Source organism: Methylovulum miyakonense HT12, assembly GCF_000384075.1.
GTDB lineage: Bacteria > Pseudomonadota > Gammaproteobacteria > Methylococcales > Methylomonadaceae > Methylovulum > Methylovulum miyakonense.
On record NZ_KB913025.1, the window covers coordinates 2,632,767 to 2,656,189 of the forward strand.

The window sequence follows — 23,423 nt, forward strand, 5'->3', positions numbered from 1 at the left end:
CGGCCAATGAATTAAAGGGATCGGGCGAGATGGTGCAACGCTTCGCTACCATGCGCAAACAAAGGCCAACCATCGCCCGTCAGCACCGCTTGTATGCCAGGCAAGCTGGCAATACGTTTGACCGATTGGATGGCGAGTTTGCGGTCGGCGAGTTTGGCGTCCGGTAACATGCAGAGTTCGCCGCCCAGATGGCAGCGGATCAAGTCGCCTGTTATCAAGGTCGTGTGCTCCAGGAGCAAAGCCAGTTCGCCTGGGGTCTTGGAGCCTTGCAGTTCATAGGCATGCAGCCCGGCGACAATTTCATCGCCATCATATAGCCAACGGCTACAGATAATGGGGAAAGTGTCTTGTTCAGCCGCCGGCCCATACACTTTCGCGCCTGTGTGGCTGGCAAGCAATTCGGCGGCACGGCAATGGTCGCTGTTAGTGATGACTATAAAAGCCACGCCTCCTAGCCTTTGTAGATGCGCGTGGTCATGGGGTGACATAGGTAAAGGGTCGATGACCACATTGCCGCCTTCCCGTACCCAAACATAGCTATGGAAGTCCAAATCACGCTCTTCATTGAAGACCGACCAGGCAAATAAATCTCTACGGTGTAATTGTTTCATCAGCAATCTCTTTAGAATAGTTATTGTGGATTATCCAAGCGTGGCCTATGCGGGCCATACGCTCTTTGACGATGGCTGGCGTTATGTAATATGTGCTGGCGGGTATGGTCATCAACCAGCGCCCATTGGGTAATTTCCGTCAGCGAACGGAAACAACCCAAACAGATGTCCTTATCATCCAGGCAGCATATTCTGATGCAGGGTGAAGCGGTATAGGGCTTAAGTGCGGTCATGATAGTTTGCTGCCCATGGGTTAAATGTCCTGCAATATGTTGCCCGTTGTGGAGGGTCAAGAAACCAGCAAAGTATCCAGTTTTTTGTTTTGTTCCAACGAATAAAGTTCATCGAAGCCACCAACATGCAAATCGCCGATATAAATCTGCGGTACAGTCCGCCGCCGCGTTTTTTGCATCATGGCTTCGCGTAACCCAGGATTGCCATCCACATTAATTTCGTTATACGTCACGCCTTTTTTGTCGAGCAGGCGTTTTGCCATGATGCAGTAAGGGCAAATCTTAGTGGTATAGATGAGTATCTCAGGCATAGGCGGATAATGTTTGTTAAACTATGCAGGCATTCTATCGGTAAAGGTATTGTTATTCAATGTCAATGGGGCGTGCTGCACGCTGTTTGTTTGCCATAGCCTGATAAGAATGGAATGAAATTAACAAAGCCTTGGCCCGGCCAACACCAGCGTTATGAGGGATTAACATGAGCGATTTACCCGAAAATTTAAAATACGCCACCTCCCATGAATGGGCGTTATGGCAAGAAAACGGCACTGTGCGTGTTGGCATCACTGATTTTGCCCAACAGCAATTGGGTGATTTGGTATTTATCAACTTGCCCGAACAGGGACGTAAAGTGGCGGCGGGCGAACAATGCGCAGTCGTGGAATCGGTGAAAACCGCTTCCGATTTGCACAGTCCGGTCACGGGTGAAATTGTCGCCGTTAATGAAAGTTTGCAGGACGAACCGGAACAAATTAACGACAGCCCTTATGATGCCTGGATATTTACGGTCAAACCCAGTGCCGCCGCCGAACTGGCCGCACTGATGGATGCGACGGCCTATCAGGAAATGGTCGGCCAATAACCCTTCATGGCGGTGGTATGGAAAGCTTGCCCCCACTCTCCCCATTTTTATCAAAAGAACCCTAACAACACATGGCAAATCAAAATGCAAAAGGCTTTAAACGCCTTATCAATGCGTGCTTTTTTTCCGCAGCGGGCTTTAAGGCCACTTGGAGGCACGAAGAAGCTTTCCGTCAAGAGGTCATCCTGTTTGTGGCCAGCACACCATTGGCGATCTGGCTGGGTGAAACCGTCATTGAAAAACTGCTGCTAATCGGTAGTATGGTGCTGGTGATGCTAGTTGAACTGCTTAACACCGCCGTAGAGTCCGTAGTTGACCGCGTTGGCTTTGAGCATCATGAATTATCCGGGCGTGCCAAAGATATAGGCTCGGCGGCGGTGATGATGTCATTGGCTTGGGCGGCCATCACTTGGGCGTTAATTTTACTTTGAAGGAAAAACAATGAGTGCATTAATCTGTGGATCCATGGCCTATGACACTATTATGGTGTTCCATGACAAATTCAAAAATCACATCCTGCCGGAGAAAGTCCACATCCTGAATGTGTCTTTTTTAGTGCCGGTCATGCGCCGCGAATACGGGGGGTGTGCCGGCAACATTGCCTACAACCTCAACCTTCTGGGTGAAGAAGCCTTGATCATGGCCGTTGTCGGCCATGACTTTGAACCTTACAGCCAATGGTTAAGCCAGTATGGTTTGTCTAGCGAGTTTATCAAAATCCTTGATAACCATTACACCGGGCAGGCCTATATCACCACCGACGAAGACGGCAACCAAATCACCGCTTTCCATCCGGGTGCGATGGGTTCCTCGCATTTAAACGCCATTCCGACAGACCGTAAGGACATCAGCATCGGCATCGTTTCCCCGGACGGCAAAGAAGGGATGCAGCTACACGCGGCGCAATTTGTCGAGCAGGGCATCCCGTTTATTTTTGATCCGGGCCAAGGCATGCCGATGTTTGACGGCGCTGAACTGCTCAAGTTTATTGACCAAGCAACATGGGTGACCCTGAACGATTATGAATCGGAACTCATGCAAGAACGCACCGGCTTGTCGCTTGAAGCCATGGCGGATCGGGTCGAGGCGTTAATCATTACCCTCGGTGCGCAAGGTTCAAAAATTTATACCCAAGGCCAATGCATCAGCATTCCGCCTGCGCGGCCCCATGCCATCAATGACCCGACCGGTTGTGGTGATGCGTATCGCGCAGGCTTGCTTTACGGTTTGATGAACGAGCTCGATTGGGACGTGACCGGACGTATCGCGTCGTTAATAGGGGCTATCAAGATTGAGCATCATGGCACGCAAAACCATCGTTTCGATATGGCCTCGTTCAAGCAGCGTTACCGTGAAAATTTTGGCTCGTCCTTTTAAAATGGGCTGAACGATGCTGAAAAACACCCAACAATTGCTGTCCATCATGGAGCAGCTACGCCACCCCGAACAAGGCTGCCCCTGGGATCTCAAGCAAGATTTTTCGACCTTGATCCCCTATGTCATCGAAGAGGCTTATGAAGTGGTCGATGCGATAGAGCGCAACGACCACGATGACTTGCGTTCGGAGCTTGGCGATTTGTTGTTGCAAGTGGTGTTTCAAGCCCAGCTTGCCAAAGAGTTGGGCCTCTTTGATTTCGAAGCCATTGCTGAAAGTATCGGCGACAAGCTGGTGCGCCGCCATCCGCATGTGTTTGGTGATGCCGTGTTCGCCAACGATGAGCAGCGCCACCAAGCTTGGGAGCAAGCCAAGGCGTTAGAGCGTTTGGAAAAACAACCGGAAATGACTGGCGCGTTGGCCGGCATCACCGCTAGCCTGCCGGCGTTGATGGCCAGTGAAAAAATCCAAGACCGTGCCGCACAACAAGGTTTTGATTGGCCGGATGTGCCGCCAGTGTTCGAAAAAGTCCTGGAAGAACTTAATGAAGTCAAAGAAGCTTGGCAATCCGGCGACCAGGCGCATATTCAGGAAGAGATCGGCGATTTGTTGTTTGTTGCCGTCAATTTGGCAAGGCATCTAAAAGTCAGCCCTGAAATCGCCCTCAAGCAAAGCAGCCAAAAATTCACCAAACGGTTCCAATATATCGAACAGCACGTTGCCGCTTCGGGCCGGGGCATGACGGATTGTGAATTGGCGGAATTGGATGCGTTATGGAATGAAGCCAAGCAACAGTTAAAAAAATAAGCAAATCGCTATCAAAAACTCTTTTTTCAATTAATCAGCCTGCTGTTGTGATGGCCTGCCTTAACCGTAGCTTTTAACGCTAAGCCCTCCCTCCGTATCCGCAAATTTTATTAGGATGTGCCGGACTACCGCTTACCCTCGAATCGCTTCCGCCCAAAATTGACGGGCCATGTTAGCCAGATTGGCCCGGCGATCACCACGGTTGTGCGCCCATCTTTAAGCACAAGGTTAAGCAGCTTAACCAGACGCCTATAGCCCATAATCCCTCGAATACTGACGTTGTTGCGCAGCGCTTGGAACACAAAAAATGGGCGGTTTTAATCACCTACAGCCCGTTTTTGAACCCGCCTGGGTATTTTAGAACGTGTTTAAAAACGGCTACGCGGCCCGGTTGCGTTGCCCTACCACCTTTATGCCCTAAGAGGGTATGCATCCAGCAGCCGTTGTGCCCGAACTGCTTTCGGCACGTTTAAAACACGTTCTTAGTGCTTGTAATACATTTCATCAAACTAACTTAAAGCAGTAACAATTTTTTCCTTTTCATTTTTTATGATGTGGGCACTTTGACAGCCAACCTTGCTGTAAGCCCACATCATCTATTGCATCTTAAATATCTGGAAAAAACATGATTGAACAACGATTACTTAAATTGCGGCCGCTGGCTTTGGCGGTGTTTGCCGCACTTAACCTAACGCCTGCTGTCCAGGCCGCCTGCATTTCCTTGACGGCGCTGGGCAGCGCTTACACGCAAAACTTCGATACCTTGGCAACCAGCGGCACCACTAATGTGCTGTCGGTAAACGGATGGGTCATGACCGAATCAGGCGGCGGTGCCCGTGACAATGAGCAATATGGCGCTGACACCGGTGCCAGCAGTACGGGGGACACTTACAGCTATGGCCCGTCGGCCAATAGCGACAGGGCTTTGGGTGGCTTGCGCAGTGGCACGTTAATCCCGGTGTTCGGTGCGTGTTTCACAAATGATACGGGTTCGGCAATTAATGCCTTGAACATTGCCTACACTGGCGAAGAATGGCGTTTAGGGACGGCGGCACGTACTGACCAGATCAATTTTGAATACAGCACAACGGCGACGGATTTGGTTACCGGCACCTGGACGGGTGTAGCCAGCCTTAATTTTATTACCCCGGACACCGTCACAACCGGAGCCAAAAATGGTAACGCGTCAGCTGACCGTACCTCAATTTCTTCAAGTGTTAGCTCATTATCTATCGCCAACGGGGCAAGTTTTTGGGTCCGTTGGACAGATACAGACGCCACCGGGGCGGACGACGGTTTGGCAGTGGATGATTTTTCATTGACACCCACAGGTGCCGCCACTGCCGGAGTGACGGTGGCCCAAACGGGCGGTAGCACGGATGTCACCGAAGGTGGGGCGACCGATACCTACACGATTGTACTTGATAGCCAACCTAGCGCTGACGTGACGGTCAGTGTGGCTGGCGATACGCAAGTTTCGGCCAGTCCGTCAACGCTCACGTTTACTCCTGCCAATTGGAACACCGCCCAAGCAGTCACTGTCACTGCCGTGGACGATGCTGCCGTGGAGGGCGCGCACACAGGCACGGTTTCCCACACCGCAACTAGCACTGATAGCAATTACAATGGCTTAAGCATCGGTGCGGTGACAGCAAATATTACCGACAACGACGCTGTACCTAATTTGAGCATCAACGATGCCTCACAAAACGAAGGCAATAGCGGCACAACAAATTACACGTTTACGGTAAGCCTTTCTTCCCCGGCGCCTGTAGGTGGCGTGACGTTTACTATTGCCACGGCGGACGGCACCGCGACCGCAGGAAGCGACTATGCCAGCCAATCATTGTCTAGCCAAACCATTGCCGCAGGCGCTTCAAGCTATACGTTTACGGTTGCCGTCAACGGCGACACGGCTGTTGAGCCCAATGAGGCCTTTTCGGTCAATGTCACTGGTGTCACTGGCGCAGCCCTGACTGACGGGCAAGGTTCCGGCACCATCGTAAATGATGACATCGCCTCCGCTTGTGGTGAACCGGCCACCAACATTTCTGCCGTCCAAGGCAACGGTTCAAGCACGCCGTTGAACACCTCGACTTCGGTGGAAGGCATTGTCGTCGGTGATTACCAAGGTGACAACACTAATTCCCTACGTGGTTTCTTTATCCAAGAAGAAGATGCCGATGCAGACGGTGACGCCGCCACTTCAGAAGGCCTTTTTGTGTTTGATGGTACTAATCCTGCCGTCAACGTCGCTGTTGGTGACCGCGTCCGGGTCACCGGGACACCAACCGAATTTTTTAATATGACGCAATTGGGTACGGTCACTAGGGTTGAGGTTTGCGCCAATAACCAAACCATCCCGACACCAGCGGCCTTGGCTTTACCGGTTCCAGGTGTGCCGAATGGGGATTTGGCGGCGGCAACCACCGCCATCAACAATTACTTCGAAGCCTTTGAAGGGATGTTAGTGACATTCCCGGCCACATTGAAAGTGTCGGAATACTTTGAACTGGAGCGTTACGGCCAATTAGTGTTAAGCCAAGGCGGGCGTATCCCGACCTATACCAACGTCAGCACACCAAGCATTGCAGGGTATATCAACCATCAAATCAAATTGGCGAAACGCCAAATCATTTTGGATGACGGTAACAACACCCAGAATTTTTACGTTACGCCCTACGCGACCACCAACAGCATCCCTCTGCCTTATCCAACGGGTGGCTTAAGCCTCACCAACCGTTTCCGTGGTGGCGACAGCATCAAAAACTTGACGGGTGTATTGCACTGGTCTTTTGCAGGCCAAAGCGGCACTGATGCTTGGCGTATCCGTCCGGTTGAAGAAGTGTACGATTATGCCTTCACCGCTGCTAACCCGCGTAAAAACAACTCGCCAAATGTTGGCGGGACATTGAAAATTTCCAACTTCAATGTCTTGAATTTCTTCACCACTATAGACACCACGGCCAGCAGCACTTCAGGCCCATGCAGCCCTACAGCCAACCAAGATTGCCGTGGCGCCGATTCGGCGGCTGAATTGGCGCGTCAAACCGCCAAGGCCGCCGCGGCTTTGTGCGGCATCAACGCGGATATTTTTGGGCTAATGGAGCTTGAAAATAACACGACGGCTTCGTTGGACGCCCTGGTTACGGCGACGTCAGCGGTTAGCGGTTGCGGGCCTTACTCATACATCGGCACCGGCACTATCGGTGGCGATGCGATTAAACCAGGCTTCTTGTACAAGGCGGCGACGGTTACGCCTGTTGGCAACTACGCATTGCTGACTTCGGCGGAAGATGCGCGTTTCATAGACACTAAGAACCGTCCGTCATTGGCGCAAACCTTCAAGGAAAACGCGACCAACGAAAAGTTGACGGTTGTCGCCAACCACCTTAAATCCAAAGGCTCGGCGTGTACCGACATCAATGCCAGTGACACCGACAACAATGACGGCCAAGGCAATTGTAACTTGACCCGCGTCGCCGCCGCCCAGGCTTTGGTGGACTGGCTGGCGGCCGACCCGACCGGCAGCGGCGACCCTGACTTTTTGCTGATCGGAGACATGAACAGCTATGCTAAGGAAGACCCGATCAAAGCCATCGAAAAAGGTGCCGACGATACCGCCAATACGGTTGATGATTACACCAATTTGGTGAAAACCTTTGGCGGCAACGCCGCTTACTCTTATGTTTTTGACGGCCAAACGGGTTATCTCGACCATGCCATCGCCAGCAAGACGTTGTTGCCACAAGTGACGGGAGCCGCAGATTGGCATATTAATGCTGACGAACCCCCATCATTTGATTACAACGACACTATCAAGGATACCGGCGAATCCAGCTTTGAAGCCAAGCCTTCCGCTTTGCCGTTGTACGCGGCCAACCCTTTCCGTACGTCTGACCATGATCCTGTCATTATCGGCCTGAAACTGGATGAAGCATTCAACATTATTAACGGGACTGCCGCCAGGAACGTGTTGGCAGGTACCGCCGGAAAAGACCGTATCACGGGTTTTGGCGCCGCCGACACCTTGACGGGAGGTTTGGGCAATGACGAGTTTGTTTTCACCAGCGTAACCGACGGCATCGACACCATCACTGACTTTACCCTAGGGCAGGACGCTATTGATTTGGCGGCATTGCTGTTAAGCCTAGGTTATGAGGGTGGCGACCCTATTGCTGACGGCGTCATCAAGTTCGCCGCTTCCGGTAGCAATGTCATTGTCTATATTGATGCTGATGGCAGTGCAGGCCCGGCTGTGCAAAGGGCATTAATTGTGGTGCGTAACATCAGTGCAATTGACCTGAATAACGCGGCCAATTTTAAATTCTAAACATAATAAGTTCGCCGCCTAGGCTCTTTGCCGATGGCGGCGCCCAGCCTCTACCCATAGGATAAATACCATGTTCAAACCGTTTAAAACCGTTTACACCGCGAGCGTGTTCACGGCCTTGATGTTGTTGATGCCAAGTTCACAAGCGGCTGATTTCAATTACACTTTCGGCGGTACTGTCGATTCGGGATTGTTGTTGAATGAAACGTTTAGCGGAAGTTTTTCTTACAGCGACCTTCTCCTGACCCATTCCGGCGATGAATCCATCAACCTGTCCACACTGTCTTTTAATTTTTTATCAACCCCGTTTGGTTTGGGTGACGCCGATATCACCGCAAGCGCCGACTTTTTGGATGGCGTGTTTCTTGGCGTGAACTTTTCGGTGGGCGGTTTCGACCCTGCGTTCGCCCTAGTCTCCGGTTACGGGATAGGTCTATTGGAAGCGGCGTATTTTTCATACGATACGCTTTCGGGTGATTCTGGTTTGGGTTCCATAAGCTATCAGCAGTCAAACAGCGTTGACGAACCGGTCAGCATAGCCTTGTTCGGGATGGGCTTGGCGGGTTTGGGGTTATCGCGCCGTCGGGCGAAAAATGGTTGGGGTCAATAGCTATCGGAACGATTTTTACTTACCGGCAACACAAGGAAACCGCCTTCAGGGCGGTTTTTTTGTTCCTGCAAAATGATCTGGCCTGGTCGTGCCCACAAAAGGGCTAGGGACAGCTAGACACAAAATCCGTCTCGGACATAAGCCAGGCCAATATCTGGCAGGGTAATCCGTACCGGTGCATCTGCCTGTAGCCATCAGCGGTATAAAACCACGCTCCCGGGGTTGGTTGCAAATAAAAAGCCACCTATGCTGGCGGTGCCATGATGGTTTTAGAAGGAGCTTTCCTGGGGCGTCTGTAGCCATTTGGCGAAAATGGCGTTTTCTAGGGTGTGTTGGTGTCTGGTGACGGGGTTCCATTTAGGGATGTTTAAAAATATGTTATATAAATAACAATTATGTTATATATAAGACATGAATTGGTTATTGCTTATTATCTCGTTGTCCACCGACAATGCTGCCGCCGGACGGATGCGCTCATGGCGGGCGGTCAAAGCGTCCGGTGCGGCGGTTTTGCGTGACGGCGTGTATTTGCTCCCTGAACGCGACGCTTGCTTGGCGGCATTTCAAGCCGTGCATGATGATATCCAAAGTAGTGGCGGCGTGGCTTATTTGTTACGGGTGGCTACTTTGGAAGCAGTTGATTGGTCCGGCCTGTTTTTGCGTGACGGGGATTACGCGACGTTGTTGCAGGACATTGAGGTGGTGCGTCAGGGCTTGCCCGTGACACATCACCTGCCCGACACTTTTAAAAAAATCACCAAGCTACGCAAGGCGTTTACGCAATTGGCCGCGATTGATTTCTTCCCCAACGCTTCCCAACAACAAGTCGGCGTGGCGTTGGTGGAGATTGAAGAATCCCTACAAAGATTGCGGTCACCTGATGAGCCCCATCCGGTTGAAGGCGTGCTTGCGCCGCTAGCCATTGGCGAATACCAAAATAAATTATGGGCAACGCGCCGCCATCCGTGGGTGGACCGTTTGGCGTGTGCGTGGTTGATCCGACGTTTTATTGACGCCCGGGCGCAGTTCTTATGGCTGGAGTCAGTGTCCGATTGCCCGCCAGAAGCGATAGGTTTTGACTTTGACGGTGCGGTGTTCAGCCATGTCGGGCCTTACGTCACTTTTGAGGTGCTGTTGCATCGTTTCCAACTCGGGCAACCCGCGTTAAAGCGTCTTGCGGCCTTGGTGCATTATTTGGATGTCGGCGGTGTGCAAGCCGCCGAAGCGAGTGGCGTGGAATCGGTGCTGAAAGGCTTACGTGAAACGATAACCGATGACGGCCAACTTTTGGCGGCGGCTGGCGGCGTGTTCGATGGCTTGCTGGCGGCTTTTGCAATGGCGATAGAGGGGGGATAAAAATGACAGATAAAACGAATACGGCACAGGGTTTGGCCAGACCTGCCGCCGTGCCGTTTGGGACGGCTTTTGGGTTTTGGTTAAAAATGGGCTTCATTAGTTTTGGCGGCCCCGCCGGACAAATTGCGATCATGCACCAAGAATTGGTGGAAAACCGCCGGTGGATTTCCGAGCAGCGGTTTTTGCATGCGTTGAATTTTTGTATGTTGTTGCCTGGCCCGGAAGCCCAGCAACTGGCGATTTATATCGGTTGGTTGATGCACAAAACTTGGGGCGGCATTGTCGCGGGTTTGCTGTTTGTGTTGCCGTCTTTGTTTATCCTGATATTGCTGTCTTGGTTTTATATCGCGTTTGGCGATGTGCCGTGGGTGGCAGGTGTGTTTTACGGCATTAAACCCGCCGTGACGGCCATTGTCTTGCAGGCGGCGCACCGTATCGGTTCCAGGGCCTTGAAAAATTGGCTGCTGTGGGTCTTGGCCGGTTTGTCTTTTGTGGCGATTTTCGCGTTTGACATCCCGTTTCCGGCGATTGTCGCCACGGCGGCGATGATGGGCTATGTGGGCGGGCGGGTTGCACCGGAAAGGTTTAAAACGGGTGGCGGGCACGGTAAGGCCAATAAATCCTACGGCCCGGCTTTGATTGACGACGACACGCCCAGGTTGGCGCACACCGGATTCCGGTGGCCGCGGTTGGTTATTTTGGGGATTGCCGGTGGCTTGTTGTGGTTGTTGCCTATGGCGTGGCTGGCGATGCAATACGGTTGGGACAACGCGCTGACGCAGATGGGCTGGTTTTTTACTAAAGCCGCCTTGATGACGTTTGGCGGGGCGTATGCCGTGTTGCCTTATGTTTATCAAGGGGCGGTTGAGCATTATCACTGGTTGCTTCCGCAACAGATGATTGACGGTTTGGCCTTAGGGGAAACGACCCCCGGGCCCTTGATTATGGTGGTGACCTTCGTTGGTTTTGTCGCGGGTTGGACGCAAGCTTTATTGGGTGCGGACGCCTTGTTTTTGGCAGGGACTGTGGCGGCGATTGTGGTGACGTATTTCACGTTTTTGCCAGGATTTTTATTGGTGCTGGCGGGCGGGCCGATAATTGAATCGACGCACGGCAATCTAAAGTTCACCGCGCCTTTGGTAGCCATCACGGCGGCGGTGGTCGGCGTTATTTTAAACTTGGCGTTGTTTTTTGCTTGGCACACCTTTTGGCCCCAGGGTTGGGCAGGTGTTTTTGACGGTTTTTCCGCCCTGTTGTCCGCGTTGGCTTTGTTGGCTTTGTTGCGTTACAAAATTGGCGTTATTCCGGTGATTGCCACGGCTGGTGTAGTTGGTTTGGCCTTTACTTTTTTAAAGCCATGGTTGGTGGTTGTGCTAGGAGTTTAAGATGAAGTGGATTACCCGTGAACGTCCGAAAATTGACCGCATTGCTTGTCCGTGGTTGGTGGCCCGTTTTATAGATAGCGAAGCGGAGTTTCTGTATGTGCCTTCGGCTGATGTTTTGCGGATTGCTGGGGAGGTGGGGGCCATTCCTTACGATATTCCTGATGTGGAATTGTCGCATGTCGGCGGGTCGTGCAGTTTTGACGCGTTTTTGCAGAAATATCGGTTGGACGATCCGGCATTGCAACAGCTTGCCGTTATCGTGCGTGGCGCGGATACTTCGCGGCTGGAGTTGGCACCGCAATCGGCGGGTTTGTATGCGATTTCATTGGGTTTGTCGCAAACCTTTGCCGATGACCATGCTTTGCTAGGGCACGGGATGGTCATGTATGACGCGCTGTATGCATGGTGCCGGCATTGCCAGACGGAGACGCATAACTGGCCGCCGCAGTAAAGCTAATCGTTGTCTTCGTTGGGGATTTGTCCGCGTAATTCTTCGGATAAGAGCATTTGCGCCCCTGTGGTGACGATGGTGTCGCCGGGTTTTAGGATGCCGCTGAGGAAATAGCCGTTGGCGGTGGCGGTGTACTGGCTGATGGCGCGCCGGCTGAAGGTGCCATCATCGGTTTTTAGGTAGACATAGGCTTGGTCGGCAGCCCAGCATACGGCCGAAGCGGGGATGATGACGCCGTCGTGTTGCTGGCCTTGTTCCGGCAACCACGCGCTGACGCTCATGCCCGTTTTGATGGTTTTGCCGCTGGTTTGGAAAAAATAGCTGATGCCTTGGTTGCTGCTGTCAGTTTGCGGCGCGGTTGAAATAAATTCAGCCGTTTGCGCTGCGCTGCGCTCCCCGGAAACGTTGACAGCGATTGTGTGCAAGTTTTCGATGGGTTTGTGGTGGCTAGGGACGGTGACTTGCAGCAACGTTTGCTCGCCAGCCAAAAATGCCGTTAGTTTTCCGGCGTGGGGTGTCAATGCCCAGTCGGACAGGGTTTTTCCCCAGCTAAGCAAAGTTTCGTCGATGATGGCCTGGTCTTGGTATTGGGTGGCATCGAGTAACGCTTTGTCAGTTTGCCATTGCGCCTGTTGGTCTTGAAGGTTGCGTTTGGCGGTGACACCATGCTGGTATAAGTCTTGTTGGCGTTGGATGGCTTGCTCGGCTTGTTTGAACTTGGCGGCCGCGCGGTTGCGTTCGGTGAGTGCCGCCAAGTAACGGTGATGCAAGTCCAGCAAGGGCTGTATGCTAATGGCTTTGCCGTAAGCTAGGAATTCGGAGTGATGCCGGGCAGGTTTGAGCACGGTGACCGCCAAGCCCGTCTGCCGTTGGGCTTCCCCGTCCAGTTTGATGACAGCCAGGCCATTGACGGATTGGACTTTGCTAGTTAATTTTGCCGTGTCATCGTCATCAGCCGCCGCCAGTGAGTTGATGCAAGGCAAGCCCAATAGTAGGCAACAGATGAAACGTAAGTGCATCTTGGTTTCCGGTATGATTTTTTTGTGGTGGACTGTGGTTTCGGTGGTGGTTACCGTGTGACTGTGCGGGTTGCCCTGTCACCCTGGTATGGGCCGCCTGAATTGTTAGGCTGCGTAGCTTGCTTTGCGGATCACGAAGTGGGGTACGCCCTAAGGGCTTAGGCAACTTCAAACATGGCCTTTACTTTAAGTGCCGTCTGGGTTTTGAAATTTAAAAACCATGGGAGCAAAGCGGACAAAGTATAGTCGCTTTTGTCTGCGTGGGTTGTTAAGAAGCATTTGGCATGCGGTAGGCTGAATAGAAAAAGCCCTGGCTGAATCTCAGCCAGGGCTTTCCAAATCAAACTAATTAATTGGTTTGATTTTAGTTGGGCAGTGCGAATACAGTCAATGTACCACCCAATTTGGTGTAAGAGCTTAAGCTTCTATATGCACCGACAGCGCCCAAACCTTCTGAGCCAGATTTGTCAGTACCGTCATCTAAGCCGGCGGCGATACCGATGCCCGCCCAGCCGCCGATCCCTGACAATACGCCAACATATTGTTTGCCGTTATAGCTCCAAGTGTTGACGTTGCCGATGATGCCTGATGGGGTTTTGAATTTGTACAATTCTTTACCGGTTTTTGCATCAACCGCTTTCAAGTAACCTTCCAAGGTGCCGTAGAAAACGACGCCGCCAGCAGTGGCTACTGAACCTGACCAAACAGAGAACTGTTCTTTATTTGACCAAACGATTTTGCCAGTTTTAGCGTCATACGCAGTGAATTGGCCTAAGTTGGTTGTGCCATCTGGTTTGCCTGTCAATACATCGGCACCGGCGGGCATCATGGTCAACGTGGCGCCAACGTAGGGTTGTCCCGCAGTGTAAGCCACTTCAAATGGTTCGTAGTCCATACACAGGTGGTTGCCTGAGATGTAGAACAAGCCAGTTTGTGGGGAATAAGAAACAGGTTGTTGGTTTTTAGAACCTAACGCAGCAGGGCAAGCGCCAGTTGTGTTGACGTCTTCACCGTTTTGTTCGGTACTGTATTTTGATACGACTTGTGGACGGCCAGAGTTCATATCGACGTGGGTTGCCCAGTTGACAGATTTGTCGAATTTTTCTGCAACCAACAATTCGCCAGTTTCACGGTCCAAGGTGTAGCCGAAGCCGTTACGGTCAAAATGCACGATAGTTTTGTGCATTTTGCCTTTCACTTCTTGGTCAACCAAGACTGTTTCGTTGATGCCGTCATAGTCCCATTCGTCGTGCGGGGTCATTTGGTAAACCCATTTCACGGCTCCTGTGTCAGCGTCACGGGCCCATAATGACATGGACCATTTGTTGTCGCCTGGACGTTGTACTGGATTCCAAGTTGAAGGGTTGCCTGAACCGTAATAGACCAAGTTCAATTTTGGGTCATAGCTAGTCCAGCCCCAAGTGGTGCCGCCACCGATTTTCCATTGGTCGCCTTCCCAAGTGCTGATACTTGAATCCGCGCCAACAGGAACCACTTTGCCATCTTTCCAAGTAGTTGTTTTCTTAGGGTCAATCAACATCTCCTTATCTGGGCCGATGCTGTAGCCTTTCCATGCCAATTTGCCAGTGTTGATGTCGTATGCAGCCAAGAAACCACGGACACCGAATTCACCGCCGGAGATACCGGTCAGGACTTTGTCTTTAACAACCAGAGGGGCGTTAGTGTTGGTCATACCCAATTTTGGGTCGCCGTTTTGGACACTCCAAACGCGTTTGCCGGTTTTAGCGTCCAGTGCAGTTAAAACAGTGTTGGATTGTTGCAGGAAGATTTTGCCGTCGCCGTAAGCCAAACCACGGTTGACAGTGTCGCAGCACATCACAGGGATAGTGACGTCAGCATCTTGGGTTGGGGTGAATTCCCAGATGACTGATTGGGTTTTTTGGTCAATCGCGTAAACGGTGTTAGGGAAAGGGGTATGGATATAAAGCACATCGTCAACAACCAATGGGCCGCCTTCATGACCACGTAAAACGCCTGTGGAGAAAGACCATGCTGGTTGCAGGTTTTTTACGTTGCTGGTGTTGATATCGCTCAGTTCGCTATAACGCGTACCGGCATAGTTACCGCCCCAAGTCGCCCAGTTTGCTGGGTTTTTGGTCAGTTGTTCAACACCGCTGTTAGCAGTTGAAATCGCTGGTGCGGCTAATAAAGCAGCTACGCTAGAAGCAAGTAGCAAGCTTTTTAAAGGCTTCATCATAATTTATTTCTCCTGATATTTTGTCGTGAAACAAAATAGTGATAGTTTTTTTAGACTAATATTAGTTTTTGGGTGAATTATTTTGTTTCCTCGTATACAGGAAATTATCACGCCAAGTGCCTAGATTTAATGATTTTGGGTCAAAAGTCAACTATTAATGGAAGGGACATTGTTTAGTTGTCTTTTATGGCAGTTGGGAGGCTTCTTAAGGCCTGCTTAGCCTATTGTTTCCTAAATAACTTCGCTACGACAAGCGCCTTGGTTCCAGCACAAGACATCGCCCGCTTGCTTATGCCAGGCGGCAAGCACAAAACGTTGTGCGGTTTTGCCGTCGAGCTCAAAATTGTGGATGGCCGGACGGTGGGTGTGGCCGTGTATCAGGCGAAAACAGCCGTGTCCGCGCATGGCATTGATGACGGTGCCTTGGTTGACATCCATGATCTCCTGGCTTTTATTGCGTTTATGGAAAAAGCTCCGCAGGCGGTACCAGCGTGCGGCCAGTAAGCGGATCAGCAATGGCTTGGACAGGACATTGTTTTGCCATTCAGGGGTGCGGGATTTATTGCGGAACGCCTGATAAGGCAAATCATCCGTGCAAAGCAAATCACCGTGCGTCAATAGGGTCGGTGTGCCGAACAAATCAACCACCGCGTAATCATCCAAGAGGGTCACGCCTGTTTCTTGGCAAAAACGTTTGCCCAGCAAAAAATCACGGTTGCCGGGTTGCAAGTAGACTTGCGTGCCTGTATTGGCCAACTGTTTGAGCTGTTGGCGGATCACGCGGTTTGGTGGGGTGTAATCATCGTCGCCTATCCACGCGTCGAACAAATCCCCTAAAATGTAGAGGGCGGAAGCTTGGGGCGCGCGGTTTCTGAGAAAATCCAAAAAACGGCGGGTAATTTCGGGTTTGTCTAGCGAAAGGTGCAGATCGGAGATGAACAGGATGTCTTTGGGCATGGGTGAGTTCCTGTTGATAGTGGCTTTTATGAAGCAGGGGAGTACAGAAACAGGTTTTTGTACTCCCCAAAAAATAGCTACAACACGTTTTTATTACTCAACCACTTCCGCCTTTTCGACGACAATATCCGTTTTGGGGACATCCTGATGGCCGCCACGGTTACCTGTTGGCGCTTTTGCCATGGCGTCAACCACGTCCATGCCTTCAATCACTTCGCCGAAAACCGCATAGCCCCAACCGCTAGGTGTCGGGCTGGTGTGGTTCAAAAAAGTATTGTCTTTCAGGTTGATGAAGAATTGTCCGGTGGCGGAATCGGGGACATTGGTGCGCGCCATCGCAATCGTGCCGCGTTTGTTCGCCAAGCCGTTGTTGGCTTCATTTTTGATCGGTGCGTGCACGGCTTTTTGCGTGAAAGACGTATCAAAACCGCCGCCTTGCGCCATGAAATCAGGGATCACCCGATGGAAAATCGTGCCGTCGTAAAAGCCTTCTTTAACATACGTCAAAAAATTGGCGGCTGAAATGGGGGCTTTTTCTGGGTTAAGCTGAATGGTGATGACACCTAATGATGTCGTCAGTTTAACTTTTGAAGGTTCTGACATGGTATTTTCCTTTGCGAAAGAGAGGGTTGTTGTTAATGAAAACAGTAGGGCAAGCATCAGTGGACGCATTATTTTTCCTTGAATTAGTGGAAACGCATAAGTTTATGTGTTTTTATCTTGAAAGAGAAGTGCACGCTTGGTAGATTGTACAGATTTGTTGGTATTACAATCCCATAAGTTTTTGCACAGTATCCTTCTCATTGTGCTGTTGGAAAAACTTATGGGATTGTAATACCCCTTCAATAAGGTATTAATTGCTTCATAAGTGCTTGCCGAAAAAATTAGCGGACACGGGCCATTTCCAGTGCAAGCACTTATGAAACAATTAATACACAACTTCGCCTGACTCGGTATGCTGAAAATTTATAACACCCTGACCCGTAAAAAAGAACCGTTCCAACCGCGCGTGGCAGGTAAAGCCGGCATGTATGTCTGCGGCATGACGGTTTATGATTATTGCCATATCGGCCACGCCCGTGTCATGGTGGTGTTTGACACCGTCGCGCGTTACTTGCGCCATGCCGGTTATCAGTTGACGTATGTGCGCAACATCACCGATATAGACGATAAAATCATCCAACGCGCCCATGATAACGGCGAAGAGTTTACGGCCTTAACCGAACGCTTCATAGCCGCGATGCACGAAGACGAACGCGCCTTGTCGGTGTTGCCGCCGGACATCGAACCGAAAGCCACGCAATCCATCCCTGACATTATTGCCATGATCGAAGCTCTGATCGGCAATGGCTTGGCGTATGTGGGCGGTAACGGCGATGTGTTTTATTCTGTGGGCAAGTTTGAAAACTACGGGCAATTATCTGGTAAAAACTTGGATGACTTGCAAGCGGGGGAACGGGTTGATATTGACCATGCGAAACATGACCCGCTGGATTTTGTGCTGTGGAAAATGGCGAAACCAGACGAACCTGCGTGGCAATCGCCTTGGGGTTTAGGCCGCCCCGGTTGGCATATCGAGTGTTCGGCAATGTCCACTTGCTGCCTGGGCAACCACTTCGACATCCATGGCGGCGGCATGGATTTGCAGTTCCCGCACCACGAAAACGAAATCGCCCAATCCGAAGGGGCGACGGGCGAAAAGTTTGTCAATGTCTGGATGCACAACGGTTTTGTCCGCGTCAATGAAGAAAAAATGTCCAAGTCCCTAGGGAATTTCTTCACCGTGCGCGAAGTGCTGAAAGCCTACAGGCCAGAGATTATCCGGTTTTTCATCTTATTAAGCCATTACCGCAGCCCGCTGAATTATTCCGATGAACAATTGGATGAAGCAGGGGTTGCTTTGACACGGTTATACACCGCTTTGCGTGGCTTGGCAGCGGGCGGTGCGGCAATTAGCGCAGAATTCGTTAGCCGTTTTGAACAGGCGATGGACGATGATTTCAACACGCCTGTGGCATTGTCGGTATTGTTTGACTTGGCGCGGGAGCTGAATATCGCCAAACAAGCCGCCGAACTGGAGAAATGTTCGGAATATGCGGCGACGCTTAGGTTCTTAGGCGGTTTGCTAGGCATATTGCAAAACGATTCGGATAATTTCTTGCAAGGCGATGCCGATGAGTCCATCGGGCAACAAATCCAAGCCCGCATTGATGCCAAAAAGGCCAAGGACTGGGCTTTGGCTGACCAAATCCGTGACGACCTAAAAGGGCAGGGCATTATCCTGGAAGACTCGCCAAATGGCACAACCACTTGGCGGCGTGAAGCCTAGCGCGTTTAGTTTGCAAACTGGCAATCAACCACTTTACTTATCGAAGCAGACATACCATGAGTGACATAAAAGATAAATCAATCCAGGTGTTCCTTGACGAATTGGCCAGCAAATCAGCAACGCCTGGGGGCGGTAGCGTATCGGCACTGATGGGCGCGCAAGGTGCGGCTTTAATTAGCATGGTTTGCAACCTAACGATAGGCAAGCCCCAATATGCCGAAGTTGAAGATCAAATGCATGCGCTGCTGGATAAAGCGGAAGCGTTACGTACGGAACTCACGTCACTGGTTAAGGCCGATGTCGATGTTTTTAACCGTCTGATGGCGACTTATCATCTACCTAAAGGGTCTGATGCCGAAAAAACCACACGGAGTGTGGCGATCCAGGCCGTCTTAAAAGATGCCACGGAAGTTCCGCTAGCTTGTGCCCGTGCTTGCAGGGAAGTCATGGAGTTGAGCCAAATGGCCGTTGATAAGGGTAATCTTGGTGTTGTCAGTGATGCCGGGGCGGCAGTATTGGCCGCCTATAGCGGATTAAAAAGTGCGGCCTTGAATGTTTACATCAATACGGGTTGTTTGAAGGATTTGGATTATGCCAGTGCCAAGGTGGCTGAACTGGAAACTATCATAAAGGGTGCTGACGTAAATGTTGAAGCCATTTTTCAACAAGTTAAAGCCAAGTTATGATATTTCAGGCAATGATGCCCGTTAAACTTAAAGGCATCGCAGCTATCTGCCAATGCTTGGCGCGTGTTTTGAAAGATCCTCTCCTCTAGTTCTTATTGTTCCTGGAAGAGAAGCCTTATTTTCTTTTCCAAATAAGAGAAATGCCACAAATAAAGATTAACCTGAGCAAATCGCGAGGCATTTCTGACTGTTAAAACACGCGCCTAATAACAGGGATATAGGCTTAGGGAAGTTAAATTGAAATCGGGTAAATTACAAATTATGATTAATTTATGAAAAATAGATTGACGGCAACAGGGTTTATGATTATCATATGCAGCTCTTCAAGGGTGGTTATAAAGTTTACAAGCCATTAAAGAAGATTGTCGGGGTGTAGCGCAGTCTGGTAGCGCGTCTGCTTTGGGAGCAGAATGTCGGGGGTTCGAGTCCCTCCACCCCGACCATTTTTGCGCTTGTAGCTCAACCGGATAGAGCACCAGCCTTCTAAGCTGGGGGTCGCAGGTTCGAGTCCTGCCAAGCGCGCCATTTCTTGTATCCCCATAGTTTCCCAACATTTATGGTGAGCGTAGCTCAGTTGGTAGAGTGCAGGATTGTGATTCCTGTTGTCGCGGGTTCGAGCCCCGTCGTTCACCCCAATATTATCAATCAGTTAACATGCTAACTAGCATTGCTTAACGCCTTCTGTATACAATCCTAGATATACCCGCTTTGGGTCGATTTTACCTTTGCCGGTTTAACATCGTATGTCTTCATCATGGATACCGTCCGGTGACCTGATGCTTCCATTTTATCGCCAACCGTATCGCTTATCCCTTTGCGTTTTAAATCGTGGAACGCGAATCCATGACAGTCTATTGCCTGTGCTTCCGAGCCTGAACGGGGTTGCAACCCGTTCCGTAATGTTGTCAGTGCCTATAACGATTTTAGGGGGCGGTCAAAATTGTGTTTTGGAGTACAAACCTAGGTTTGCACTCCGTCCAGCCCAATTAATCCAAGGATTTGACCCGCTATCCTATTTAGCATCCAGGGTAACCACCCCATCCCAATAGGATGGCGGATTTTCTTGGTAAGCCAATGCCTTATCCAAATAAAACCGGGTCGGGCCATCGTGCCCATATTGATCAAGCACCGCTTGGAAGCAGGTTGACGCTTCTGGCCATTGGCTGTTTTGGAATAAGCTTAACCCCAAAGCAAATTGTTTATACATGGGGGACTTGGCGGCAATGGCCGGCGTTGCTTTGCCGACAATCTCAACCAATTCCATGGGCTCTTCCCGTCCAACCAAGCGGAAATTACCCACTGGCCGGCACGTTAAACTTGTAAGGTTGGCGGCAACAGTGGCGGAAGCTAAAATCCGCGTCCCCAAATATTTGTTTACGCCTTGGATGCGTGAGGCGGTGTTTACGGTGTCGCCAATGACGCTGTAATGGCTACCTTTACCCGCATCCAACCTGCCTAGTGTCATATCCCCTTCGTTTAGGCCGATCCGGGTTGGCAGGCTGCCAAGGTTAGAACCTTGGTTAAACAAGTCTATCGCCAATTGCATCTCTAAGGCCGTCAAGCAAGCGGCAAGCCGTTGCTCGGCAACGGGAGAATCAAACCAAACCGCCATCATCGCATCACCGGCCACATCAGTGATGATGCCTTTATACGCATTGACTGGCTGCCCCAGCACCTGAAAATAAGCGTTCATCAATTCCCACATTTGGTGGGGCGTGTATTGCGAGGAAATGGTTGTATAACCAGCAATGTCGGTGGCCAGGCAGATGCCGCAAACATCCCGTCGGGTGGTGGCCGTTTGTGCCGTGCCTTGGTCAGGATACCATTCCCCTGGCGATGTTGAGACCAAGGGTATCCACTGTGGGAAAACCCGGCGGACGAAGGTAAGTATCCGTTTTCTTTCATTGATCAAATCACGGCGCGAGCCGATTAAAGAAATCAGCCACGATAACGGTAATTGGACCAGTAGCGGTACGGCAATAGGTAGCCACATGCCATGGCGGTTAAAAACCCACACGGCCAAACCAGCGTATAGGCCGCTGATGGCCAAGCTCAGGAGTATCCCTACAAAGCCCGCGAACTGGGCCAGCGACACGCCAAGCACTAAGCTGGCTATCAGCAGCAAAAGCGATGGGGGATAGGGTGAAGCGACAAAGCGGCCTTCCAGTAAATTGGCGAATTGCGTCGCCAAAATTTCTACCCCTGCCATTTTGCCGCTGTGGGTGTCCGTGAAAGGTGTTGGGAAATAGTCTATTTTGCCGGGCGAGAATTTGCGGTTGGCTTTGCCTACAAACACCACCTTGCCTTTTAAATTCATCACTTTCCCGTCATAAACGTCACTGTACGATTCCATCCTGATGGTTTGTGGCGGGCCATAAAAATCCAGGTGGCGGGTCTCCCCTTGGCAAATCACGGCATTGAGGCGGCTTGCCAAACTGGCTGGATCCGGTAAGGTTTTTGCCAAGTGGCCAGCGCATTGCCGTCGTTGTCCGGTTAACCACGCAGAAAAAGGGGAGGTGGCTTGGCTTATGCCTTGCAGCGCACCCGTACGTTGAAGGTAGTGTAGCCAAGCCACTACGGGCAAAGCCGGGGTTTCTGCCAGCGGGTCAAGAAATGTCCAGGCTTCGCGGATGGTTTCATTTTCAGCATCACTGGGCAGGGAAAACGGGGCGTGGTCTAAGGCGGCTTTAGCTAGGATGGGTGAGGGGGGAACCTTGCGCATGGCGATGAGCTGTTCAGAAAGCGGGATGTCTTGTCCTGCTTCCTTTTGGACGAAAGGCTTTTGGTTAGTTTCCGAACATTCATCACGCCCGTAAAAATCCTCAACCCCGTGCCGTAGTTTTTGTACACATTCGGTGAGCAACACGTTACCGGCTGAACGCATCGCCGCCGCAAATGCCGGGTCTTGGTCCGCATGGGGAGTGATAAATTGCAGGTCAAAAACAATGAGCGCCACGCCCTGGGTTTGCAATTTTTGTATCAATTGGGCGTGAAAACCACGCCAGTTGGTCAAATCCCGCCCCGCCCCTAAACGATTTTCCGAAGCTTCATCCATTGCCACGACGACAACTTCGGGAGGCGGTTGGCGTGTGCCCCGGATGTGGAATAAGGTGTCCAAGCCTAGCGTGGTTTCCAGGCCAGTCAAATAATCAATGCCATTACCTAAGAATACAGTGATTGTGGCAATGGTGATGGCACGTAATAAATGGGGTTTAATGGTCAAAAGGTTAAAAATGTAGGAGGTGCTGGGCGAAGGGGGCACGCAGCATTTGCCGCTGGGATTGATGGGCTTCCTGTCGTCAGCCCATCCTACATTTGCTGCTTACCAACCCAATCGGGATCGTAACGGATCGGATTTTTGGCTTCTGATTTTAGATGCAAGCACCTACATATTTCATATTGAGGGTCTTGTCATATCTTTTGCACACCACGTTATTTTGGCTTCTAAGTGTGATGTTCACATAAATATGCCCTGGTATATTGTTGATTTTAGAGTAATCACTAGATGCCAAAGCAAATAAAGCCATTTCAGACAAGGTGTTAAAGCCTAAAGAAAGGGCCTGCCCGATGTCAGTTTCGGAGATTTCGTAGATGTTGTTTTCATTGGTGTCAAAACCACAGCCATTGGGGAATATGCCATTAGGCAAAACTTTTTTGGCGGAATAGATGTTGATGGCAGCTAACTCTTGGCGCATGGTGGTGAGCGGGATGCCGCTGTTTATGTTGCAAGTCGTGCTGTTGTTAGGTTTAAAGACCTGAAAAGTTGGGGTTTTATCGGTGTTAGTCGTTAAAGCAAAACAATGGTCTACGCGCTGTACGGAATAGGTCGTGCCATCTTGGGGATGAATGGTTTTCAGGCGTTTTAGCAATAACCTAGCTGTTTTAGTGTCTGGATTTTCCACTTTGCCTTCGGCACAAACAGAAAAGCCACCTTGATTGCCATATCCGTAAACGGTCAATGTATCCACCACCTCATTAGCAAACGCACTGCCAATCACCTTACGTATTTTATCGTATGCACTCGCATCAAATCCCATGCCGCTGCCACCAATTGAAATTTCAATGGCGGTTTTATGTTCAGTTACGGGTAAATCTGCTGCAAGAAGGCTGGTGCTGATAGCGGCAGTTAACGCTAATAACCAAAATCGGACGAAAGTGTTCATTTTTTATCTCCAGTAAAAGTGTGGCAAT

At 50.8% G+C, this 23,423-nt stretch carries 20 protein-coding genes and 3 tRNA genes; 14 read left to right on the forward strand and 9 right to left on the reverse strand.

The genetic code is table 11. The features are described from left to right. Positions 1-11: 11 nt before the first annotated feature. The 3 genes from METMI_RS0113230 to grxC are packed head-to-tail and all read right to left on the reverse strand — an operon-like array spanning position 12 to position 1,155. Positions 12-611: an MBL fold metallo-hydrolase gene (locus tag METMI_RS0113230; RefSeq protein WP_019866771.1), complete on the reverse strand. Its 600-nt coding sequence runs from the start codon at positions 609-611 to the stop codon at positions 12-14. 20 nt (positions 612-631) lie between these two features. Further along, positions 632-844, reverse strand: a complete 213-nt coding sequence (locus METMI_RS26240; RefSeq protein ID WP_083930484.1) for a DUF1289 domain-containing protein — start codon at positions 842-844, stop codon at positions 632-634. A gap of 56 nt (positions 845-900) precedes the next feature. After that, positions 901-1,155, reverse strand: coding sequence for a glutaredoxin 3 (grxC, locus tag METMI_RS0113235; protein ID WP_029151686.1), 255 nt, complete (start codon positions 1,153-1,155; stop codon positions 901-903). A gap of 167 nt (positions 1,156-1,322) precedes the next feature. On the opposite strand from grxC, the gene gcvH reads away from it, so the two are divergent. From gcvH to METMI_RS0113285, 9 genes are all read left to right on the forward strand, one after another. Beyond that, positions 1,323-1,706 carry a glycine cleavage system protein GcvH gene (gene gcvH / locus METMI_RS0113245; RefSeq protein WP_019866774.1) on the forward strand — a complete coding sequence of 128 codons (384 nt, stop codon included), beginning with the start codon at positions 1,323-1,325 and terminating at the stop codon, positions 1,704-1,706. A 71-nt stretch (positions 1,707-1,777) separates the two neighbouring features. Continuing rightward, on the forward strand, positions 1,778-2,137 hold the full coding sequence (locus METMI_RS0113250) for a diacylglycerol kinase (protein WP_019866775.1): 360 nt from the start codon (positions 1,778-1,780) through the stop codon (positions 2,135-2,137). A gap of 10 nt (positions 2,138-2,147) precedes the next feature. Beyond that, positions 2,148-3,083, forward strand: a complete 936-nt coding sequence (locus METMI_RS0113255) for a carbohydrate kinase family protein (protein ID WP_029151687.1) — start codon at positions 2,148-2,150, stop codon at positions 3,081-3,083. 13 nt (positions 3,084-3,096) lie between these two features. Then, positions 3,097-3,888, forward strand: a complete 792-nt coding sequence (gene mazG, locus METMI_RS0113260; RefSeq protein WP_019866777.1) for a nucleoside triphosphate pyrophosphohydrolase — start codon at positions 3,097-3,099, stop codon at positions 3,886-3,888. A gap of 625 nt (positions 3,889-4,513) precedes the next feature. Then, a complete protein-coding gene (locus METMI_RS24045; RefSeq protein WP_019866778.1) occupies positions 4,514-8,221 on the forward strand; it encodes an ExeM/NucH family extracellular endonuclease in 3,708 nt (1,235 codons plus the stop codon). A gap of 70 nt (positions 8,222-8,291) precedes the next feature. After that, positions 8,292-8,831, forward strand: a complete 540-nt coding sequence (locus METMI_RS0113270) for a PEP-CTERM domain protein (RefSeq protein ID WP_019866779.1) — start codon at positions 8,292-8,294, stop codon at positions 8,829-8,831. A gap of 411 nt (positions 8,832-9,242) precedes the next feature. Next, a complete protein-coding gene (locus METMI_RS0113275) occupies positions 9,243-10,187 on the forward strand; it encodes a chromate resistance protein ChrB domain-containing protein (RefSeq protein ID WP_019866780.1) in 945 nt (314 codons plus the stop codon). A gap of 2 nt (positions 10,188-10,189) precedes the next feature. Next, the gene (chrA, locus tag METMI_RS0113280; protein WP_019866781.1) at positions 10,190-11,572 is read left to right on the forward strand and encodes a chromate efflux transporter; all 1,383 of its coding nucleotides are present in this window, start codon (positions 10,190-10,192) and stop codon (positions 11,570-11,572) included. A gap of 1 nt (position 11,573) precedes the next feature. Continuing rightward, positions 11,574-12,023, forward strand: coding sequence for a chromate resistance protein ChrB domain-containing protein (locus tag METMI_RS0113285; RefSeq protein ID WP_019866782.1), 450 nt, complete (start codon positions 11,574-11,576; stop codon positions 12,021-12,023). A gap of 2 nt (positions 12,024-12,025) precedes the next feature. Here the strand turns inward: METMI_RS0113285 and METMI_RS0113290 are convergent, their stop codons facing one another. From METMI_RS0113290 to METMI_RS0113305, 4 genes are all read right to left on the reverse strand, one after another. After that, entirely contained in the window at positions 12,026-13,042 is a 1,017-nt protein-coding gene (locus METMI_RS0113290) for an efflux RND transporter periplasmic adaptor subunit (protein ID WP_019866783.1), read from the reverse strand. Between the two features lie 364 nt (positions 13,043-13,406). Next, on the reverse strand, positions 13,407-15,260 hold the full coding sequence (locus METMI_RS0113295; protein ID WP_019866784.1) for a methanol/ethanol family PQQ-dependent dehydrogenase: 1,854 nt from the start codon (positions 15,258-15,260) through the stop codon (positions 13,407-13,409). Positions 15,261-15,491: 231 nt separating this feature from the next. Then, positions 15,492-16,217, reverse strand: coding sequence for a UDP-2,3-diacylglucosamine diphosphatase (lpxH, locus tag METMI_RS0113300; RefSeq protein ID WP_019866785.1), 726 nt, complete (start codon positions 16,215-16,217; stop codon positions 15,492-15,494). Positions 16,218-16,310: 93 nt separating this feature from the next. Next, a complete protein-coding gene (locus METMI_RS0113305; RefSeq protein ID WP_019866786.1) occupies positions 16,311-16,820 on the reverse strand; it encodes a peptidylprolyl isomerase in 510 nt (169 codons plus the stop codon). Between the two features lie 352 nt (positions 16,821-17,172). Here METMI_RS0113305 and cysS point away from each other — a divergent pair, with 352 nt between their 5' ends. The 5 genes from cysS (at position 17,173) to METMI_RS0113330 (ending at position 19,867) form a co-directional block, all read left to right on the forward strand. Then, positions 17,173-18,546 (forward strand): cysteine--tRNA ligase, encoded by a 1,374-nt coding sequence (cysS, locus tag METMI_RS0113310; RefSeq protein WP_019866787.1) that lies wholly within the window; start codon positions 17,173-17,175, stop codon positions 18,544-18,546. A 56-nt stretch (positions 18,547-18,602) separates the two neighbouring features. After that, a complete protein-coding gene (gene fchA, locus METMI_RS0113315; RefSeq protein ID WP_019866788.1) occupies positions 18,603-19,232 on the forward strand; it encodes a methenyltetrahydrofolate cyclohydrolase in 630 nt (209 codons plus the stop codon). A gap of 366 nt (positions 19,233-19,598) precedes the next feature. Continuing rightward, positions 19,599-19,675: transfer RNA gene (locus tag METMI_RS0113320), tRNA-Pro, on the forward strand. A gap of 5 nt (positions 19,676-19,680) precedes the next feature. Then, a tRNA-Arg gene (locus METMI_RS0113325) sits at positions 19,681-19,757 on the forward strand. A gap of 34 nt (positions 19,758-19,791) precedes the next feature. Continuing rightward, positions 19,792-19,867: transfer RNA gene (locus METMI_RS0113330), tRNA-His, on the forward strand. 377 nt (positions 19,868-20,244) lie between these two features. Here METMI_RS0113330 and METMI_RS0113335 read toward each other — a convergent pair. Continuing rightward, entirely contained in the window at positions 20,245-22,494 is a 2,250-nt protein-coding gene (locus METMI_RS0113335) for a CHASE2 domain-containing protein (protein ID WP_019866789.1), read from the reverse strand. Positions 22,495-22,603: 109 nt separating this feature from the next. Next, complete coding sequence (locus METMI_RS0113340; protein ID WP_019866790.1) at positions 22,604-23,395, reverse strand: hypothetical protein; 792 nt, start codon at positions 23,393-23,395, stop codon at positions 22,604-22,606. Positions 23,396-23,423: the final 28 nt, after the last annotated feature.

What these genes read in the sequence shown, in the direction of transcription:
- METMI_RS24045 (WP_019866778.1), top strand. Translation starts at nt 4,514, where the DNA reads ATGATTGAACAACGATTACTTAAATTGCGGCCGCTGGCTTTGGCGGTG.
- METMI_RS0113230 (WP_019866771.1), bottom strand. Translation starts at nt 611, where the DNA reads ATGAAACAATTACACCGTAGAGATTTATTTGCCTGGTCGGTCTTCAAT.
- METMI_RS0113270 (WP_019866779.1), top strand. Translation starts at nt 8,292, where the DNA reads ATGTTCAAACCGTTTAAAACCGTTTACACCGCGAGCGTGTTCACGGCC.
- METMI_RS26240 (WP_083930484.1), bottom strand. Translation starts at nt 844, where the DNA reads ATGACCGCACTTAAGCCCTATACCGCTTCACCCTGCATCAGAATATGC.
- METMI_RS0113305 (WP_019866786.1), bottom strand. Translation starts at nt 16,820, where the DNA reads ATGTCAGAACCTTCAAAAGTTAAACTGACGACATCATTAGGTGTCATC.
- lpxH (WP_019866785.1), bottom strand. Translation starts at nt 16,217, where the DNA reads ATGCCCAAAGACATCCTGTTCATCTCCGATCTGCACCTTTCGCTAGAC.
- fchA (WP_019866788.1), top strand. Translation starts at nt 18,603, where the DNA reads ATGAGTGACATAAAAGATAAATCAATCCAGGTGTTCCTTGACGAATTG.
- grxC (WP_029151686.1), bottom strand. Translation starts at nt 1,155, where the DNA reads ATGCCTGAGATACTCATCTATACCACTAAGATTTGCCCTTACTGCATC.
- chrA (WP_019866781.1), top strand. Translation starts at nt 10,190, where the DNA reads ATGACAGATAAAACGAATACGGCACAGGGTTTGGCCAGACCTGCCGCC.
- METMI_RS0113285 (WP_019866782.1), top strand. Translation starts at nt 11,574, where the DNA reads ATGAAGTGGATTACCCGTGAACGTCCGAAAATTGACCGCATTGCTTGT.
- METMI_RS0113340 (WP_019866790.1), bottom strand. Translation starts at nt 23,395, where the DNA reads ATGAACACTTTCGTCCGATTTTGGTTATTAGCGTTAACTGCCGCTATC.
- METMI_RS0113250 (WP_019866775.1), top strand. Translation starts at nt 1,778, where the DNA reads ATGGCAAATCAAAATGCAAAAGGCTTTAAACGCCTTATCAATGCGTGC.
- cysS (WP_019866787.1), top strand. Translation starts at nt 17,173, where the DNA reads ATGCTGAAAATTTATAACACCCTGACCCGTAAAAAAGAACCGTTCCAA.
- gcvH (WP_019866774.1), top strand. Translation starts at nt 1,323, where the DNA reads ATGAGCGATTTACCCGAAAATTTAAAATACGCCACCTCCCATGAATGG.
- METMI_RS0113255 (WP_029151687.1), top strand. Translation starts at nt 2,148, where the DNA reads ATGAGTGCATTAATCTGTGGATCCATGGCCTATGACACTATTATGGTG.
- mazG (WP_019866777.1), top strand. Translation starts at nt 3,097, where the DNA reads ATGCTGAAAAACACCCAACAATTGCTGTCCATCATGGAGCAGCTACGC.
- METMI_RS0113295 (WP_019866784.1), bottom strand. Translation starts at nt 15,260, where the DNA reads ATGATGAAGCCTTTAAAAAGCTTGCTACTTGCTTCTAGCGTAGCTGCT.
- METMI_RS0113290 (WP_019866783.1), bottom strand. Translation starts at nt 13,042, where the DNA reads ATGCACTTACGTTTCATCTGTTGCCTACTATTGGGCTTGCCTTGCATC.
- METMI_RS0113275 (WP_019866780.1), top strand. Translation starts at nt 9,243, where the DNA reads ATGAATTGGTTATTGCTTATTATCTCGTTGTCCACCGACAATGCTGCC.